Annotated in this window: 17 protein-coding genes; 1 reads left to right on the forward strand and 16 read right to left on the reverse strand. The window is 37.7% G+C overall.

Annotated elements, in window-relative coordinates; all coding sequences use genetic code 11:
* Position 1: 1 nt before the first annotated feature.
* The 9 genes from CWC11_RS09750 to CWC11_RS09790 are packed head-to-tail and all read right to left on the reverse strand — an operon-like array spanning position 2 to position 9122.
* On the reverse strand, positions 2–1222 hold the full coding sequence (locus CWC11_RS09750; protein ID WP_138682538.1) for a type II secretion system F family protein: 1221 nt from the start codon (positions 1220–1222) through the stop codon (positions 2–4).
* A complete protein-coding gene (locus CWC11_RS09755) occupies positions 1209–2936 on the reverse strand; it encodes a GspE/PulE family protein (RefSeq protein WP_138682539.1) in 1728 nt (575 codons plus the stop codon). The genes CWC11_RS09750 and CWC11_RS09755 overlap by 14 nt, the downstream gene beginning before the upstream one ends.
* Positions 2933–4069 carry a tetratricopeptide repeat protein gene (locus tag CWC11_RS09760; RefSeq protein ID WP_138682540.1) on the reverse strand — a complete coding sequence of 379 codons (1137 nt, stop codon included), beginning with the start codon at positions 4067–4069 and terminating at the stop codon, positions 2933–2935. Before CWC11_RS09760 ends, CWC11_RS09755 begins: the two co-directional genes overlap by 4 nt.
* Positions 4066–4968, reverse strand: a complete 903-nt coding sequence (locus CWC11_RS09765; RefSeq protein WP_138682541.1) for an ExeA family protein — start codon at positions 4966–4968, stop codon at positions 4066–4068. The genes CWC11_RS09760 and CWC11_RS09765 overlap by 4 nt, the downstream gene beginning before the upstream one ends.
* A 2-nt stretch (positions 4969–4970) precedes the next feature.
* Positions 4971–6629, reverse strand: coding sequence for a pilus (MSHA type) biogenesis protein MshL (mshL, locus tag CWC11_RS09770; protein ID WP_058547586.1), 1659 nt, complete (start codon positions 6627–6629; stop codon positions 4971–4973).
* Complete coding sequence (locus CWC11_RS09775; RefSeq protein ID WP_058547587.1) at positions 6613–6939, reverse strand: hypothetical protein; 327 nt, start codon at positions 6937–6939, stop codon at positions 6613–6615. Before CWC11_RS09775 ends, mshL begins: the two co-directional genes overlap by 17 nt.
* Entirely contained in the window at positions 6917–7606 is a 690-nt protein-coding gene (locus tag CWC11_RS09780) for an agglutinin biogenesis protein MshJ (RefSeq protein WP_138682542.1), read from the reverse strand. The genes CWC11_RS09775 and CWC11_RS09780 overlap by 23 nt, the downstream gene beginning before the upstream one ends.
* The gene (locus CWC11_RS09785; RefSeq protein ID WP_249330719.1) at positions 7603–8202 is read right to left on the reverse strand and encodes a PilN domain-containing protein; all 600 of its coding nucleotides are present in this window, start codon (positions 8200–8202) and stop codon (positions 7603–7605) included. Before CWC11_RS09785 ends, CWC11_RS09780 begins: the two co-directional genes overlap by 4 nt.
* Complete coding sequence (locus CWC11_RS09790; RefSeq protein WP_138682543.1) at positions 8199–9122, reverse strand: MSHA biogenesis protein MshI; 924 nt, start codon at positions 9120–9122, stop codon at positions 8199–8201. Before CWC11_RS09790 ends, CWC11_RS09785 begins: the two co-directional genes overlap by 4 nt.
* Before the next feature lie 76 nt (positions 9123–9198).
* On the opposite strand from CWC11_RS09790, the gene CWC11_RS09795 reads away from it, so the two are divergent.
* Complete coding sequence (locus tag CWC11_RS09795; protein WP_138682544.1) at positions 9199–10107, forward strand: 1-aminocyclopropane-1-carboxylate deaminase/D-cysteine desulfhydrase; 909 nt, start codon at positions 9199–9201, stop codon at positions 10105–10107.
* 20 nt (positions 10108–10127) lie between these two features.
* Here the strand turns inward: CWC11_RS09795 and CWC11_RS09800 are convergent, their stop codons facing one another.
* The 7 genes from CWC11_RS09800 to CWC11_RS09830 form a co-directional block, all read right to left on the reverse strand.
* A complete protein-coding gene (locus tag CWC11_RS09800) occupies positions 10128–11816 on the reverse strand; it encodes an EAL domain-containing protein (protein WP_138682545.1) in 1689 nt (562 codons plus the stop codon).
* Positions 11817–12040: 224 nt separating this feature from the next.
* Positions 12041–12445 carry an arsenate reductase (glutaredoxin) gene (gene arsC, locus CWC11_RS09805; protein WP_138682546.1) on the reverse strand — a complete coding sequence of 135 codons (405 nt, stop codon included), beginning with the start codon at positions 12443–12445 and terminating at the stop codon, positions 12041–12043.
* 9 nt (positions 12446–12454) lie between these two features.
* A complete protein-coding gene (gene arsB, locus CWC11_RS09810) occupies positions 12455–13471 on the reverse strand; it encodes an ACR3 family arsenite efflux transporter (protein WP_138682547.1) in 1017 nt (338 codons plus the stop codon).
* 9 nt (positions 13472–13480) lie between these two features.
* Positions 13481–14197 carry an arsenical resistance protein ArsH gene (gene arsH / locus CWC11_RS09815; protein WP_138682548.1) on the reverse strand — a complete coding sequence of 239 codons (717 nt, stop codon included), beginning with the start codon at positions 14195–14197 and terminating at the stop codon, positions 13481–13483.
* Positions 14198–14371: 174 nt separating this feature from the next.
* The gene (locus CWC11_RS09820; RefSeq protein ID WP_138682549.1) at positions 14372–17092 is read right to left on the reverse strand and encodes a response regulator; all 2721 of its coding nucleotides are present in this window, start codon (positions 17090–17092) and stop codon (positions 14372–14374) included.
* A gap of 228 nt (positions 17093–17320) precedes the next feature.
* Positions 17321–18025, reverse strand: coding sequence for a single-stranded DNA-binding protein (gene ssb / locus CWC11_RS09825; protein WP_138682550.1), 705 nt, complete (start codon positions 18023–18025; stop codon positions 17321–17323).
* A 20-nt stretch (positions 18026–18045) separates the two neighbouring features.
* Positions 18046–19413, reverse strand: coding sequence for an MFS transporter (locus tag CWC11_RS09830; RefSeq protein WP_024032520.1), 1368 nt, complete (start codon positions 19411–19413; stop codon positions 18046–18048).
* Positions 19414–19564: the final 151 nt, after the last annotated feature.

A 19564-nucleotide genomic window follows, 5' to 3' on the forward strand; every position in this document is an offset into this window, starting at 1 on the left:
CTTAATTACCTTTAATTGCCGACATCATGTTCCACATAGGCATAAATATACCCAGTGCTAAAATGAGCACCATAATGGCAACAAACACAGTTAATATAGGTTCTATTTTTGCGGTTAAACTACGCAGGTCATAGTCAACTTCACGTTCATAATAATCAGCGGCCTCTTGCAGTAGCTCATCTACTCGGCCGGTTTCTTCACCTACGGCTACCATTTGTAGTACTAACTGAGAAAATAAAGTTGAGCTTTTTGATGCCCTAAGCAAACTATCGCCTTTTTCTATATCTTGGCGCATTGTTATAATTGCTTTTTCCATATAGCTGTTATCTACCGCATGTGCAGTGAGTGATAAGCCGGTTGTCATTGGAACCCCAGAGCGAAGTACCATAGCTAGGCTTTGGCTGTAACGTGCAAGTAATGTGCGCTTTAAAATGTGTCCAATAAAAGGAATTTTTAACTTGTGCTGATCCCACTTAAAACGACCTGTGGTGGTATTTAAATAACGACGAGCAGCTAATACAGCACCAATTCCAAGTATTAATAGCAGCCACCAGTAATTAACAAAGAAATTGCTCGTGCCAATTAATATTTGTGTCATCAGAGGTAATTCAGCATCAAATTTTGCGAACATACTGGCAAAGGTAGGTATTACAAAAATATTTAAAATAACCATTGCGGCTACCAAGGCTAAAATAACAAACGTAGGGTATCGCATGGCGGCTTTTATTCGTTTGCGTGTTTCTTGTTCTTTTTCAAAATAAATAGCTAGCTGATAAAAAGCATCTTCTAATCTTCCTGAGCCTTCGCCTACCATTACCATCGACACTGTTAAACGGCTAAATACTTCATTGTGAATAGCCATAGCACTTGATAAATCACGCCCTTGCTCTAGCTGCCTAGTCACTTCTATTAGTACATTTTTAAACTGCTTGTTTTGTGTAGTGTCTGCAAGGCCCATCATCGCGCGAATAATAGGAATTCCCGCTTTAAGCAAAGAATACATTTGCCTGGAGAACATGATCATGTCATCGAGTGTTATTTTTTCGATAAATAAATTATCGAACATTTTAATATTATTTTTGGTTTCAATTTGAGTGATTGAAATAGGAATAAACTGGCGTCTAATTAAGCTATCAGCAACGCCAGCTTGGTTGTTAGCCTCAACCTGCCCTTTAACTAACGCTCCTTTGCTATCTTTTGCTTTATAGCTATATAGTTGCATCAGCATCCCCTACAATTTCGGGGATGTATTCCGCTACTTTAAATACCTCATCTAAAGAAGTAATGCCTTGTTTAGCGTAATTTAATGCCATAGTTGAAAGTGGTGAAAAGTTTGCACTATTTTTAGCGGCTTTTGAAAACTCTTGAGTATCATTTGCACGCAGCGCATCCATCATCGCATCATCCATTTCTAGCAACTCAAAAATACCTACACGCCCTTTATAGCCACTATGATTACAAGCGGTACACCCTTGCCCCTTAGAAAAGTGTGCGTCAGCAATGTCTTCGCCTAGGTATTTTAGCCAGCTCAACTCTTGATGATCTGGTAGGTAAGGTACTTTGCAATCGTTACATACGCGTCTAACTAAGCGCTGAGCAATAATAGCGCGCAGTGAGCTTGCTACTAAATAAGCGGGGGCTCCCATATCAATCAAGCGCATTGCACTGGTTATCGCATCGTTTGTATGCAGTGTTGATAAAACTAAATGACCCGTAAGCGCGGCTCTTAAACCTATATCAACAGTTTCTTGATCTCGCATTTCGCCGACCATTATTATGTCGGGATCTTGCCTTAACGCCGTTCGTAAAATGCTCGCAAAGCTCAAACCAATTTTATTGTTAATTTGCACCTGGTTTATGCGGCCAATACGATATTCAACGGGATCTTCAACAGTAATAATTTTACTTTCTTGCTGATTTAGCTCGCTCAAGGCCCCATAAAGTGTGGTTGTTTTACCTGAGCCAGTTGGCCCAGTAACAAGTACCATCCCATGGGGGCGTTTAATAATACTTCGCACTCGCTTTAGTATATGTACAGGCATGCCTGTTTCATCTAACGATAGCAATCCAGCCGATTGGTCAAGCAATCGCATTACAACTGATTCGCCATGCTGCACAGGCATTGTTGATAAACGAACATCAACACTATGGCTACGTACTTTAATATTAAAACGTCCGTCTTGCGGTAAGCGTTTCTCAGAAATATCCAAACCCGACATTAACTTTAAACGTAGCACTAATGCAGAGGCTATTTTTACTTGATTAAGGGTATGCTCTTGCAGAACGCCATCTACACGTTGACGTATTCTAAGTAAGCCTTCATCGGGTTCTATGTGTATATCTGAGGCGCGAACTTGAACAGCATCTTCAAAAATAGATTGCAGTAACTTAACAACTGTTGCGTCAGATGTTTCATCACCTAAAGAATTTAAATCAAACTCTTCTACATCTTCATATTCTTCATGAAGCTGCTCTGCAAAGTTAGTTATTTCGTCGGTACGGCGATATACGTTATCAAAGGCTGCTAATATTTGGCTTTCTTGCACTACCGCTAAATCAATTCGTTTAGGGGCAAGCATGGGCGCAAGTTGATCAAGCCCTCTTAAATCAGCAGGGTCACTCATCCCCATTAAAACTGAGTCACCATTATCTTCAATAACTAAAGCCCGGTAACGACGCGCGTACACTTCAGATAAAAGCTTTGATACATCGGGTGAAAGTTTACGCTGAGAGATATCTAAAAACGGAACTTGTAATTGCTGAGCTAAGAATCGAAGTAGTTGCGGCTCACGAATAAACCCCAGAGAAATAAGAGTTGCACCCAATTTACGACCCGATGACGCTTGCACATTAAGTGCTTGGCTTAATTGCGCCTCGGTAATCATTTGTTCGTGAACAAGTAAATCCCCTAAACGCATTTTTAAACTCGGTCTCATACTGCCTCCTTGAGCGCAACTAAACGCTGTAATGCATGCTGGGTCATGGCTGTATTTAATCCGCCTAAGTCTAATGCCACTTTATAAAGTTGCTTTGCATCTAGGTACTCTCCTAATGCATCTTTAGAGGTAGCAAGTGCAAGCCACCATTTAGCTTGGCTTGGTTGCAACTGTGTTAGGTGCTTAAAGCTATTTAATGCTTGTTTATGTTGGCTAGCACTTTGTGCTGCAGTGCCTTGGAGCACCCAAAAATCAAGGTTCGCTTGGCTTTCAAATTCAGCACTTAACAATTGCAATACAACATCGTACTCGCCTTGCATAATTAATATTTTGCTTAGCATTACGCGCCACTCAAGTACATTCGCATTTAAGGCAATACCTTCTTGTAATACGAGTTGAGCCGAATTTATATCTTGTTGCATAAAGTAAGTACCTGCTAATAAGTTTCTTGCTTCTATATGCAAAGGAGACTGAATTAAAATTAAATTTAAATCACTTATTGCTTCATCATACAAACCAAACTGTATTGCCTGCTTAGCCCCTGTTAATAGCTCAGCCTGTTTAACTTGATCTGATTTAACTACCGCTTCGCTCTTCACCATTACATTTTTTTGCTGAGCTTTTTTAGTCGGCTTTATAATATCGTTACTAACGTTTTGTGTATTTTTAACATCAGGGGCTTTAACTAAAACGTCATTCTCAGCTTTTTTAGCAATGCCTTTAGCAATTACAGGTTGAGGTTGAGCTTGAACCTCGCTTTCTACAATCAATTGCTCAACAGGCTCTTGCTTAGTTTTAACCTTGCCCTGATTTTCAGTAGGGATACTGCTTAACTGCTCATCATTAATTGCTGGATACGCTATTGGTTTTTCTAAGGACTGCTTCTGAGCTAACGCATCTGGTTTTGTACTAATATTTTTTGTTTGTTTAACAACTGGTGAGTGTGTTTCAGTGCTAGCGGGCAACAATACATATGCGGCATAAATAACTAACAACATAATCACAACAACAATGACTTTAAAAGCAATGTTACGAATGTCATAAACGGGCTTAACTGTAATACCGTTTTCAATATTTAACTGCTTTGTTTCTCGTTGCTCAATGTTTTTGAGCATATTATTAATCACGCTCATAACCATTGCCTCCATACCCAAATGGCGGCAATAGCAAATACACTAATCGCTACAGCGCTTAAGCTCCAGTATTGGCCGGTGCGGTATTTAGCACAGTCTTCAGTATCTTTTATAGCAAGCTGAATATGTCGAGTAGTAATTTGATTTAATCCCTCTCCATACGCCTGCAATAATACTTTATGGCATAAAATATTTACCAAACGGGGTATACCACGGCTGGCTCGCGCTATCTTTAATCCCATATTATTACTAAACAATGGAGGCTGATTAAACCCAGCCACTTGCAGGCGATGGTTAATATAGTAAATAACTTCAGCAGCTGTCATTGCTCTTAATTTATAAGAAAAACTAATACGCTGGCGCAGCTGCCTTACTTTATTATTTGCGAGTTTTTCATCAAGCTCTGGTTGTCCAAATAGTACTACTTGAATTAGTTTCTCACTTTCGGTTTCTAAGTTTGTAAATAAACGCAGTGCTTCTAGTGTTTCCCAGCTTAAGCACTGCGCTTCATCAATTAATAACACTACTCGTTCGTTATCCTCTTGCAGGTCTAGCAAGTAGTGATTAATAAGTTGAGTTAACGCCTGCTGATCAAGCGTTTTATCTACATCCATACCAAGCTCAACGGCAATAGCCCAACGTAACTCTTCTGGGCTTAAATAAGAATTAGGTAAATAAGCCACTATGTAATCGGGTTCAAGTTGGTTTAATAATTTTCTACAAAGTAATGTTTTACCGGTTCCTACTTCTCCGGTTACTTTTATAAACCCCTCTCCCATATCAATGGCCGTTGTTAACACTTGCATGGCTTCATGATGCGGTTCTAGCGCACAAAAAAATTCGGTGTTAGGGGTCAACGTGAAAGGCATTTCACTTAAATTAAAAAAGTTTAAATACATGATTAGTTTTCATACCATGTTTTTAAAAGCTGACGGCTTTCGCCTTGTTGTTTTTTCCAGGTGTCTGGCATAACAACTGTCGGCTTAATTAAAATAATAAGTTCTTTTTTCTCTTGGCGTTTACGAATACTTTTAAACAAATTGCCGAACATAGGGATATCACCAAGTACTGGTGTTTTTGATTCCTCGTCTTCTGTTGAGGTTTGCATTAACCCACCAATAACGACTATCTCTCCGCTTTGTGCGCGGATCACCGTATCTGACTCTCTTATGTTACTTTGCGCTAGTGGCAACTCGAAGCGCTGATCGTCTAAGGTTATTACTTTTAGTTGCTCCTCGGTCTCTGTAACCGAAGGATGAACATGTAAAATAACCGACCCATATTTATCAATTTGCGGAGTTACATCTAATGCAATCCCTGAAAAAAACGGTGTTAAGTCAATTTCAGGAGACGTTGTAGTCGATGTGCCGGTAACGGTAGTACTCGATACATTGGTAACAAAGTACTCGTCTTGGCCTACCTTAATGACGGCTTTTTGATTATTTGTGGCGGTCACCCGCGGGTTAGAAAGCATTTGCACATCACCTTGCGTTTCAAGCAAGTTAATTACCCCGTTAAAATCACCTTTTTGAATCGTTAATGATGATGCCCCGCCAATTGCAGCAGAAATACTATTACTTATTGTTGAGCCAGCAGTTGTAGCAAACGAAATACCACCTTCTAAACCACTAGATATACGCTCCCAATTAACACCTTGCTGGTATTCATCTTTTAGCGTTACTTCAATAATTTTTGCCTCTAAAATAACTTGTCGCTGGAGGTTTTCTTGGCTTTGATTCAAAAACTCTTTTAACTGGCTTATTTCACTCGGTAATGCATTAACCGTAACCAAGCTTGCTTGTGGGCTTGCAATAACATAACGCCCATCGCTTGCACCAATTAATGATTTGAGGGCAACTTCAAGCTCTTTCCAAAAGTCGTTTTGGTTAATAGTTTGAATACGCGAGCCATTTAACTCTAAATTTTGATTACTGCTGCCAAATTCACTATTTTGCTGATTACTACTATTAGAATTTGAACTCCCCGAATTATTACCATCTTGCCCAAACTGGCTCACTCCACCGGCAACAACACTCACGGTAGATTGACCATGGCGCTGCATCATTAAATAATTGACGGGTATAGTTTCTGTACGCATTTCAGCTGGAAGTACTTGAACAATTCGTCCTTCATTAACAATATCAAGCGGGTACATACGCTTAATGACAGCAATAACTTCGTTAAAGGTCACACTTTTTAAGTTTAAGCTAATAGTGCCACTGACCTTAGGGTGCACAGCAACACTAAAAGGAGTTCCATCCGTTAACCCTGCAAAAAAAGCACCTACCTCTACATCATTTGCAGCAACATCAAAACGTTTAATAGCGAGTTCATCACTTATGGTTTGCTCATTATTAATTGAAGAGAGCAAACTTTGAGTAAGCTCACTGGGCATTTGTAACGGTGCAATCTCTTTTGTTTTAGCTGGAGCTTGCGCTAGTTCTTGCTCTATATGAGGTTTAATTTCTTTACCTGGTTTAAAGCTATGGCACGCTGTTAAAAGCGTAGGAATTAATAAAAGAGCAAGCCACGGGCCAGATAAGTTATTTTTTAATTTCATAATCATATAATTCTAATTTTATTTGCTTATCGTTATTTGCTAACACAACTTGCTTTGAGCTAATGCTTAGCACCCGAAAATCATCAACAACATCATTAACTTGGTAAATTCGGCCAGAAATAATAGCCTTAAATGTAGCGCTGCTTTTAATAATAGTTTGTAATTTAAGCTCACTACTTTGAGTATTGCTATTGAGGCTAGTTAGAAATTTAGTAGGTTGAGTAGGATCGCGTAATTGCGCAAATGCATTGGGTGTAATTGCACAAATAATCACTAAACTACAAAAACTATAACGCAATAAATTTTTCATTCGCGCTCACCGTAGCTATTTGTAAAGTAAGTTCAGCTTGTGGGTACGTTTGCACCTGATAACTAAACTCTTGAATTAGTAATTTATCTTGGCTACTTTTCAGCGCTGATAGGTATTTTTGCAAATTAAAGTAACTCCCCTTTAGAGTCACTACCATTTGATGTTCAAAAAATAATGTTTGAGTATCATGCTCACCTAACTTTTCTACATCAATTGCTCGTGCTGGCTTTACATTAAAACTACTCACACTCACATCGCTACTGTCGATTAGTAAATCTTTTAAAACAGCAGGTACATTTTTAGCGGCAACAAATCCTTGACTAAAACTATTAAGTTGATTATTTATTTCATCTATTTCATTTCTAGTTTGCGCTATTTGCTCTCTTAAAACCTTAGTGTAGTCGTGATTAAGAGCTTGGTTTAGCATCGAAAGCTGCGCATTAATTTGCTGCCACTCTTGTAACACTCCGTTTTGCTCACTACGGATATTGGCAACTTCGTCTTGCTTAGGAAAAACAACAAACCAAAGCCCCAAATAAATCACTACAAATAAACCTACAAATAATGTGGAGTATTTTTCGCGTTTTTGAAGCGATGCAAACTGCGCTTGATACTTAACCCACATTGGCCAGCCCTTTTTGTCCTGGCTGTTTAATTCTTGGTTCATGGGTTTACGCCCTCATCTGCAAGGTCGCTTGCTACACTAAAAACACTCACTCCATCTTGTGTTGACAGCTCTAGTACAGAAAATTCTTTACCTATAAAAAAAGGAGACTGCTTTAAATTATTAAACCAAATAGGTAAAAACTTTGACTGTGTTGCTTGACCTTCAAAGGTCACTTTTTGTCCTGCAAACTTAATATGTGTAAGCCAAATATTAGGTTCATGGTACTTCGCTAAATCTTCCATTACTTGTGCGTAGTCGGCCGTTGATTGATCTGAACTTTGCTCTAAATAACTAAAAATTTGCTTCTTGTGTAGAATTTCTTGTTGAAGAGTTTTTAGCTCATTTATAAACACTGTTTTATTTTGTTTATCTGCAAGCTGCTGCTTTATAAGCTCTAGCTGCGCTTTGCCTTGTTTAACGTATTGCCTATTTTGTTGTAAATCGAGCTGACTGTTGTGGGCTTTATAGCTATAAAAAGCCCATGTGATTACAACAATTAATAAAGCCCCAAACCAAAGCGTAAGCATGCCAGATAAAGGAACAGGATCTCGCCTTACTCTTAGTGATTTTTGATAAAAATTAATCCGAATTTTCATAATACTGACCCAGGGTCGGTCAACTGATAAGCAGCGCCTAAAGCATAGTAAAAATTAGGTTCTAAATGCTTCGAAAGCTCAATAGTAGGCACAAAATCAACTACTTTAACTTGTAAAAATTCAGCAAGCCCAGCTCTAAGCGCTAATGACGATAAATCGTCACATTGCAGCTGAATACTACGTATAGGAGGTTGCTTTAACTGGCTTTCAAAAAAGTCCATAGAGCGCTGTATCTCAAGCCCTAATGCTTCTACTAGTACTTGATTTTGATCTTTATCTGAAATACCTAAAAAACCATTTAGTCGCCTAGCAAGTAATAATTGCCCATCACGGATGATCAAAATTCGTGGTTCATGCCCTAAATGCTGCACAATAAGCATATGAGCTTCTTTATGGGATCCAAATAAAGTAACTAAAATCATCTCTTCAGAAGTCATTGCGCGTAACACTGACTTGGTATGTTCAAAACTATCTATAAAAGGGAGTAACTGAAGTTTATTAGTAATAAACACATTCATTTTGCTACTTTGCATAGGTAATGTAATCGGGTAATCGATAAAATCAGCAACAATATTTTCAGGGGCTATATCAACAAGGTCTTTAGTCGTCCACGGTAATGATTGAATAATTTCTTCATCACTTAGGTTTGGCTTATCCATTTGCACTATTTGGTAAAAATAATGGGGTATAACCAAATTTACGCCACATACATCAGTAGATACTTCATTTATACAGGCCACCATTGCAGTGGTATAATCTGTTTGCTCAGATACATTTACGCTATGCGAGCTGTGAACAACCCATTCGCTGTGATTTTTTTTCAGGCAGACTGCATTTACAGTATCTGCATAAGCTGCAACACCAATAGCTGTATTACGATCTAAACTACGATTTAACCATGAAAACAGCTTTTCTTTCATATAGCTACTATTGTTAATTAGATATAAAATAAGTGTCGTACACATATTTTATTTTGCAAATTGAAAACAAATAAAAATGCCTAAACCATTCGAAATAAATGAAAATAACTATATTCAACAGATAAACAGTCCGTTTCTAAAAAAGAGAAACATTTATTTAGGTGTTAAACGCGATGATTTGCTGCACCCGCTAATAAGTGGCAATAAATGGCGAAAATTAAAATATAATTTAGCCCATATGCGTAAGCTCAATAAAACAGAATTACTTACTTTTGGCGGTGCTTTTTCAAATCATATTCATGCCTGTGCTGCTGCTGGCAAAGAATTTAATATTAAGACCCACGCAATTATTCGCGGCCCAGAACTTGACGATAATAACCCAACAATTCAATTTGCTAAGCAATGCGGTATGCAGCTTCATGTTGTTAACCGGATGGAGTATAGGCTGCGCCAAGATGAGCAATACATAGCAAAGCTGCAAGCTCGATTTCCTAATGCATTTATACTTCCCGAAGGGGGTACTAACGAACACGCATTATTAGGGTGTAAAGAATTAGTAGACAGCTTACCTGCACATGATTACTTAATTTGCCCCACAGGGAGTGGTGGCACACTTGCGGGATTAATTGAAGGGAGCAAGCTAAGCACACAAGTCATTGGTATAGCTGTATTAAAACAAGCCGAATACTTAGTTGATGATATAAAAAAACTTAGTCATAAGGCCAAAAATCAAAATAATTGGCAGTTGCTAACAGAGCATCATGATGGGGGATATGGTAAGTTTTCATCAGAGCTTTGGGCATTTTGTCAAAATATGGAACATACCTACAACCTCCCGCTAGAACCAATTTACAGCGGAAAAATGATGTATGCGCTGTGGCAACTTATTGAGCAAGATTACTTTGCTCCAGGAAGTAAAATAATTGCTGTGCATACAGGCGGGTTACAAGGATTAAATGGCCTAAAATACAGAGGGTTAATTTAACCTCATAATATAAACACGTTTTAGTGAAATACTGCTTGCGTAAACTCTTGCAGGGGCTCTGAAAAATAAAACCCTTGGGCCCCCACAACGCCTAGCTTTGCGAGCATAAATAACTCTTTTTGAGTTTCTACACCCACTGCAAATACGGGTAAATTTAAATAGCGAGCAGACTCTACTATTTTTGTTATTTGTTTTTGGTTATGCGTTTTTTCATTTAATAAATGCACCAACTCATACGACAATTTAATTGCACAAACTTCGCTATGCTCGACTAATGCAGCTATTTTTTCACTACTTTGCACATTAACAATCACAAGTTGTGAGTTGCTTTGTCTAATTATATTTAATGGCTTAGCCATCGAATCTCTATGGGCAAAAAAATCAGCTTCACTTATCTCAAATTGTAATTTTGCGTTTAACTTTAACTCAGCAAGCTGACTGGGTAACCACTCCCAAAACTCATTATTAAACCAATTATTAGGATGCAAATTAATACTCACAGTTAACGCCGATGCCTCACTTAAAATTAGTTTTTTAACTTGGCCTATTACCGCTTTATCTAATATTAAAGCGTCCTGATTACTATAAACCTGATTAATAAAATAACGTGCAGCTAACAGGCCATATTGGCTATGGCGAACTCTCATAAGCGCTTCATGCTGTAATATATCGCCAGTGGAGAGCTCAAAAAGAGGCTGAAAAAATAATATAAATTTATTCTTTTTCACATTTTCAATAACTTGCTCACTAGAGAGTAGTTTTTCTTGGCTGTGATTTAAAGGAAGGCGATGGCAATGCTGCAACAAACTACTTTGAGATAATGTGAGTGCCGATTTTGCCAACTGATAGACTGTAATTTGATCTGCACCTAAACGGTAATTACACGCTCCTACTTTAATGTTTTTACGGGTAATTGTTTTTTGATGATTACGACAAAGCAAAAATACAGTTTTATGAAGTTTTTCAACGTAGCGATCTAACTGCGTAACAGGTACATTTTGTAATGTAACAGCTAAATAATGAGAGTTTAGTAATTCAACCGATACACTTTTAAGCTCGGTAAAGTTTTTAATAATGGCAACTTTAAAGCTGGCTTCTTTATCTGTATTTTTGTCAAAATTACAGGTGCATTCAATAAGTATAAATAAACTATGAGACGCTAAACTCACTCCATATAAAGAACTTAATTCACAGCTTTTTACTTGCTTAGTTACCCCTACATCTTTGTGTTTTTGTTTAATAAGTTTAGGTGATTTTATTAAAGCCTTTTGCACGGCCTTTGTCGGTGCCTCTTTTAATAAGCTCCACCAACAATAAAACCAACAAGCAGCGCCTATAATAACTAAGTTTAATAAAACAAATAAGTAGCCTTGCTTTACCCAAGTTGAGTAATGATAAAAACTTAAACTTAATGTTTTATAAGTAAATACGTCATGCTCAACGCTTACCAAATGCTTAAAATGCTCTGCTGGCACTTGAGGCTTAAGCATAAAGCCTTCACTTTTTACCAGTGCTGCTAACACTTCATTATTTATAGAGGGTGCTAAATTTAAATCATATATTTGTTTGACTAATTGCTGCCCAGATGTATGAATTTTTTTATGCAAAGCGTCATTTAATACAAAATTAAAACTAATAAGCACAAGCCCTATAAAAGCAAAATAAATTACTTTGAACTGTTTTAAATGCCAAATATTGCTGTGTTGCATGGCGCACTCACTCGTTAAATTATTAACTAAAGTGTTGTTCAAGATCCGCATAAGCACAAGGCTCTAAACCAAGTTTAAACGTTTATCGCAGGCGCTAAACAAAAAGCCCCGTATAAACGAGGCCTTATAGAATTTGTAGATTTCTCTGTATATTTTTTTGTGCTTAATAGCGCAGGTGCCTACTGCTGATAAATTAAATTTCTTAAACAGAGTTTAAAATATAATTAAGCGGTAGTTATAACCCTTTCCCCATCCTCTTTATAAAACTCACCCTCTGGCCATTTTTCAAGTAAATCTAAAACAGTTTCACTTGGCCTACATAATTTTACGCCTTTTTCACTACAAACAATCGGACGATTAACCAATATTGGATACTCAAGCATCGCTTCTAAAATAGTTTCTTCAGTCACATCTTCGCTTAATAAACCTAGCTCTTGTGCTGGTGATTTGCTCATTCTAAGGGCCGTTTTAGGTGTTAAATTTGCAGCTGCAAATAAAGCCAGTAATTGCGCTTTAGTCCACCCCTCTTTTAGGTACTCAATAACCGTTGGGGTATAGCCTGCAGCTTTAATAATATTCAGTACATTTCGAGAGGTACCACAATCAGGATTATGATGAATAACAACCATAGTGTTCTCCTAGTTAAACCAGTGACGCGTTTTATTAGCAAAGTACACTAAGCTAAGCATTACAGGCACTTCAACAAGCACTCCAACTACGGTTGCTAAAGCAGCGCCTGAGTGCAAACCAAATAACGAGATAGCAACCGCAACAGCTAGCTCAAAAAAATTAGAGGTGGCAATCATGCATGCCGGCGCCGCAACGTTATGAGCTAGCCCCATTTTTTTAGCTGCAATATAAGCGATAACAAAAATACCGTAAGTCTGAATTAACAGCGGAATTGCAATAAGGACAATTGCTTCTGGGTTATCTATTAATGTTTGTGATTGGAAACCAAACAACAGCGCTACCGTTGCGAGCAAACCAATAATAGAATAGGGTTTCATTACCTTTAAAAAGTGATTTAAACGCGTATGGTCATCTTCTTTATCAAGCTTTTTACGAGTAATGGCACCTGCTACCAGGGGAATAAGTACATACAACACCACCGATAATAACAACGTGTCCCACGGTACAGTAATATCGGTTACACCAAGTAATAGCCCTGCAATTGGTGCAAAGGCAAAAATCATTATGATATCGTTGATTGATACCTGTACTAAGGTGTAACTAGCATCGCCTTTTGTTAGTTGGCTCCACACAAAAACCATCGCGGTACACGGTGCTACGCCTAGTAAAATCATGCCAGCTATATATTCGGTGGCCGTTTGTGGGTCAACAAAATCGGCAAAAATACCTTTAAAAAATAACCAACCTAATAGCGCCATAGTAAATGGCTTTATAAGCCAATTAATAACGATTGTAAGCACTAATCCTTTTGGTTTTTTACCTACATCTTTAATTGATGAAAAATCAATTTGCACCATCATTGGGTAAATCATCAACCAAATAAGTACTGCTATAACAATATTTACATGTGCATATTCAAAACCTGCAATTAAGCTAAATGCATCTGGCATGATAGAGCCAGCTAAAATCCCAACAGCAATAGCTAAGGCCACCCACACTGAAAGATAACGTTCAAATAATCCCATTTTATACTCCTAAATAGAACGCTGGTTAACGCGCTCACTAAGTTTTTCTGCAGATTCAACACGTTCAGAATAACGATCAACAAAATAATCTTTTTGATCTCGTAGTATTAAAGTAAACTTCATCAACTCTTCCATCACATCAACAATGCGATTGTAATAAGCAGACGGTTTCATTCGCCCACTCTCTTCAAATTCTAAAAATGCTTTTGGTACAGATGACTGATTAGGTATGGTAACCATACGCATCCAACGCCCTAAAATACGTAACTGATTAACCACATTAAACGATTGTGACCCACCACATACCTGTAATACGGCGAGTGTTTTACCTTGTGTTGGTCTTACGCCACCAAGACTTAAAGGCACCCAATCTATTTGATTTTTAAATATGCTCGTCATTGAGCCATGACGCTCAGGCGAGCACCACACTTGCCCCTCAGACCACAACATTAAATCTCGCAGCTCTTGCACTTTAGGGTTGGATTCATCTTCACTATCAGTAGGTGGAAGACCTTCAGGATTAAAAATTTTAACCTCAGCACCAAAATGCGTTAGCAAACGCGCACATTCTTCTATTACTAACTTGCTATAAGAGCGCGCTCTTAACGATCCATACAGCAGTAATATTTTTGGTTTATGAACAGAAAAGTTCTGCACAAAGTGCTCACTCGCTGGGATATGACTTTGTGTTAAGTCTAAATTCGGTAACTTATTTTCTGATGACATGGCACACTTCTTAAATTTAATAGCTGTCTAGTAGCAACATTCAAACATATGGAAAAACGAATATATGAAATTTCACATATAAAAATTTGTGAGTCAAACACTATTTTTATAAATTTTGATTTAGGTTTTTCAGATAGATTTAAGTAGAGGAGTTTTATGAGGTAAATAAACGAATTACTGCTTTAAGCAACGGATTATAGTTTCTCGTAATTGCTGTGCTTTTATAGGTTTAGCAACATGTGCGTTCATGCCAATAGATAAATAGCGGGTAATATCCTCTTTCATAACGTTAGCCGTTAAAGCAATTATTGGCATATTAGCAACCGCTTTATTATTATCACTACGAATTATTTTACTCGCTTCAACGCCATCCATAATAGGCATATGAATATCCATTAAAATAATATCAAACGACTCTAAATCCTCAGTTTCAATACACTCTAAGCCATTACTAACTAAACTAACTTGCGAGCCACTTGCTTGTAGTATCTCTGTTACTATTAGCTTGTTTATAGAGTTATCTTCCACAACTAATATTTTTATACCCGCTAACGGTTTTTCACTTGATGGACTTATTAACTTAGCTGAGCCTACAACCTTACTTTGTATTGCCTCGAATAGAATGCTCGTCAGTACCGGTTTATGCAAAATAGTATTAATGTCTATTTTTGCCGCTATTTCATTAATTGAATTTTCCTGACTAGCAGTAAGTACAATAATATTGTTACAAAGTAGAGGGTTAATATTATAAATTCGCGTTAAAAAGGTTTCGCTACTCATTGTAGGCATTTCCCAATCTACAATAATTGCCTTAAATTTATCTTTATTATCTTTAATTTTATTAATTGCATCGCTCGCATCAGAACACAGTGTACATCTTAGTCCCATGGCAATGAGCTCGTTGCTTATTAGCTTAAGATCGCCTTCATTATCATCAATAAGTAATATCTCAAACGAATCAATAAAGGCGAGTTGTGGGCTATCTTCAATTAGTGCCCGCTCGTTCAGTTTAACTTTAATAACAGCGGTAAATTCGCTACCTACATTTTCTGTGCTTTTTACAGAAATACTTCCGCCCATTGACTGGCATAACCGTTTACTAATAGCCAAACCTAAACCTGTGCCACCAAATTTTCGTGTGGTCGAGCTGTCAGCCTGGGTGAAAGACTCAAATAAATCAGGAAGATTATTCCCATTTATACCAATACCGGAGTCCTTAACAGTAAAGCGCAGGTAAATACTTTTCGGATCGTATGAGTCAGCCTCAGACTCTATTAAAACCGAAACACCGCCTTTAGCTGTAAATTTAATCGCGTTAGAGCACAGATTTATCAGCACTTGGTTTATTCTTACCACATCACCGATTAAATTAAAGCTAACACTTTCAGCAAGTACAATATCAAATGAAATGCCCTTACTGTGAGCCTTAGTTTCAAACGTTGTATTGATATAATCTACTATGGCGTTAACTGAAAATGGAAATTCTTCGAGGTTAATATTGCCCGACTCAATTTTAGAAAAATCTAAAATATCGTTTATCACCACAAGAAGCTGATCTGAAGAATATTTAATTTTATCCAAATAATGCTGATATTCTGCGGGTAAATCTTTATTTAACAGAATATTAGTTAACCCTATAATGCCACTCATTGGTGTTCTGATCTCATGGCTCATATTGGCTAAAAACTCAGACTTAGCGTATGTAAGCTGCTCAGCATCTTCTTTAGCCTGTAATAACTCTTCAGTGCGCTGCATAACGCGAGATTCTAGCTTTTGCTTCTCTGCATCAAGCGCCTTTAATAGTTGTATACGACGCTGATTTAAAAGCAATACAAAAACTAAAAATCCGCTAAGCATAAAAATGATAAAAGCAGCAGTGTAAATCAGGGTTTTATTTTGCTCAAAATAGGTAGGCTTATAATAAGAAATAACAGACTTTTCAGGCAAACTTTGAGTCGCAATATTATATTTTTGTAATTGGCGCCAATCATAGCCATATACGCTTAGCCCTTCACCATTAATACTCGGTAATACTTTATTTTTACTGTAAAAAATTATTGATTCTGCAATACGTCTGCCTATTTTATCTCCCGATAAAACATATCCACCAACAACACCTGAGCCTAAAAGTACTTCCCAATAGCTAAAAACAGGTGCTGTGCTTTTTTGCGTTAATAGCTCAACAAGTTGATATGGACTAAGCGATTTATTTTTGTAACGTCTAAAAATGGGCGTAAACAAAATAATAGAGTCTGAAGGTGCATTTTGTACTTTTAATAGTAATTCATCGAGCGTTAGGTCGAACCACTGCTCAACATTTAAATAAGAAAAATCACGATTAATAACCGGGAATAATCCACGATAAAAACTCATACCAATTGCATTTTTTGTATCTAAAACAACAATCAGCTTTTTAGGCTTCATTAAATTTACAGCATTTGCGGTTGCTTGCTTATAATCTAATTTTGCCTGTATTACAGCACCGTTAGTGGTTAGAGGAAGAGAAAACTGAGCGCCTGGCTCTAAATATATTCTAGGAACATTGGTAAAAAAATCATTTAGTTGCAATACTAATTCAGCAGCAGAGGGGGATTGAGTAACAATAATATCTATATGTTTATTTTTATATTTTTGTTTAAGATATTCCGCCATTAACTGTTTTTGGTTCACTTCATCAAAGCGTCCAATATCCATATTTTCTACAAAAAGCTCATAGTCTAAAATACGTTGTGATAACTCAGCTCTCAGTCCAGACTCAACACTTTTGTGCCAAGGCATTGTTTGATTTGTTGAATTTATAAATAAAATATTCGTCGTTTTAGGGAGAGGCTGCGCACTTAGTGCTGCGCTAACAAATTGAAAAACAAGAAATAAAAATAGAATATTAGTTTTCATGTTTCTCGTAGAGTAATAGATACAAAGTCTTACAAGAGTATGTGTTAAGTATTTAGAAATCAATTAAATTAGATGTAAATAAAAACTTTTAATTAACATTAAAGTTAAGTTATACAGTTTTACTGCTCAAGAGAGTAATTAGGCGCAACAATTAGATAATTCAACATATAAAAAACCCAGCACAGATGCTGGGTTTTATTTAAATCTATATTTTCATTTATGTATTCCTCAGAACGGAATATCGTCATCAAAATCTATAGTTGGTTCCATTGGGTTTGATGCGCCGCCTTGTGGGGCATTTTGCGGCTTAGGTGCAAAACCACCTTGCTGCTGTGGTGCGCTATTTTGCCCAGGAGCAAAACCGCTATTTGGCTGCTGATATTGGTTATTTTGCTGTGGTGCAGGCGTTGCTGCAGCTGGACGCTGTGCTGACGCAGCTTGTTGCTGTGGTGCGTATCCACCTTGCTGACTGTTTTGACCTTGGTTGTTTTGACCATAGCCACCGCCTTGCTGATTATTTTGGTAACCGCCACCTTGTTGGCCGCCTTGATTACCTTGATAGCCACCACCTTGCTGATCGCCACCGCGAGCGCCTAGCATTTGCATTTGACCTGTAAAGCCATCAACAACGATTTCAGTTGTGTATTTTTCTTGGCCTTGCTGATCAGTCCATTTACGTGTTTGAAGTTTACCTTCTACGTAAATTTGTGAACCTTTACGGCAGTATTCACCAACAATTTCAGCTAGTTTGCCAAAAAACACTACACGGTGCCATTCAGTTTTATCAACCATTTGGCCAGTGTTTTTATCTTTATAGCTGTCTGACGTTGCTAAGGTAATATTTGCTACACCATTGCCATTAGGCATGTAACGAACTTCAGGATCTTGTCCTAAATTACCAACCAAAATTACTTTGTTCACACCGCGTGCCATGGAACCATCTCCTATAAACGTTAGATTAAACCAGCTACTTTACGTGCTTGGTCTAGGTCAAATTCTTTATCATTAATCTTTAAATAGCTGCGGCTTTCGTCGCGTACTACTGTTGCTTCTATTACGCCAGGTAAAGCAACTAGCTGAGAAGCAAGTGCTTGGGCTTGCTCTTCAGAACTTAAATTGGTCATTAAACTAATAACTTTACTTTTCGGTGGGACTTGCATTTTCCACGCAATAATAAGCCATATTAACCCAACAAGTGCCGCTGCCGCAAACACAGCTTGCGTACTTGTTGTTTGTGCTACGTAACCACCTAAAATACCACCTAAAAAAGCCCCTAAAAACTGGCTAGACGAATACCCGCCCATCGCCGAACCTTTTTGGCTAGCTGGGGCAATTCGCGATACAAGCGCAGGCATAGTGGCTTCTAAAAAATTAAAAGCTACAAAATAAAGCAACATACAAATTGCAATACCAACCACACTATTTACCCAAATAGACATAGCAAACATACTAATAGAAAGCAGGGCTACTGAGCCAATAAACGCTTGTTTTTCTTTTTCTTTTTTAATGGCAATAATCATAATTGGGACCATTAAAATAAACGCTAAAAGCAATACCGGAATATATAAATACCAATGGTGGTTTGCCACTAAGCCATCTTTTATTAGCTGGCTCGGCAGTACTACAAAAATAGTAGTTAGCGTTAAATGTAGCAGTAGCACACCTGCATTTAAACGCGATAACTGTGGATGCTTAATAAGTTTTTTAATGTCGCTAAAGCTTGCCAAGGTATCACCTTTGGGGGCTTTATTAACGGCATTGGGCACTAAAAATAAAATAATGCCAATACCAAACACAGCGAGTATTGCTGTTAACCAGAATACGCCTGCCACACCCCACGACGCTGCAACAATTGGGCCTAATAACATCGCAAAGGCAAAGCTCATGCCTATGCTCATACCAATCACAGCCATTACTTTAGGGCGTTGTTCGTCGCGGCTTAAGTCGCTGGCAAAAGCAAGTAATGCACTGGCTATTGCTCCCATACCTTGCAGCGCTCGGCCAACAGTAACCATTTGAATAGATTCGGCAAGTGCAGCAATAACAGAACCCAGCGCAAACACAACTAAGCCACCAACAATTACTTTTTTACGGCCAATTTTATCAGACAAACGCCCCATAGGTATTTGCAGTACTGCTTGGGTTAAACCATAAGCACCAATTGCAAAACCTATCCACATAGGCGAAAAACCATCAAGCGATTGGCCATAAATAGCTAATACAGGCATCAGCATAAACAAGCCGAGCATTCTAAATGCAAACACACTCGCCAGCGATACAGCGGCGCGTTTTTCTCGTGAATTAAGTGAAGATGCGGTCATTATCTGCGTAATCTTACGATATGAAAAATTTAGGGTGGGATTCTACCACAAGCTTAGCAATAATTAATCGCCTATAAGTAAGGATTTTTTCGTTGATCATTGATTAATAATGTTTCGTATTATGCGATACTGAGCAAATAATTTTGGTAAT

The sequence above is a fragment of the Pseudoalteromonas sp. S3178 genome, assembly GCF_005886985.1.
Taxonomy (GTDB): domain Bacteria; phylum Pseudomonadota; class Gammaproteobacteria; order Enterobacterales; family Alteromonadaceae; genus Pseudoalteromonas; species Pseudoalteromonas carrageenovora.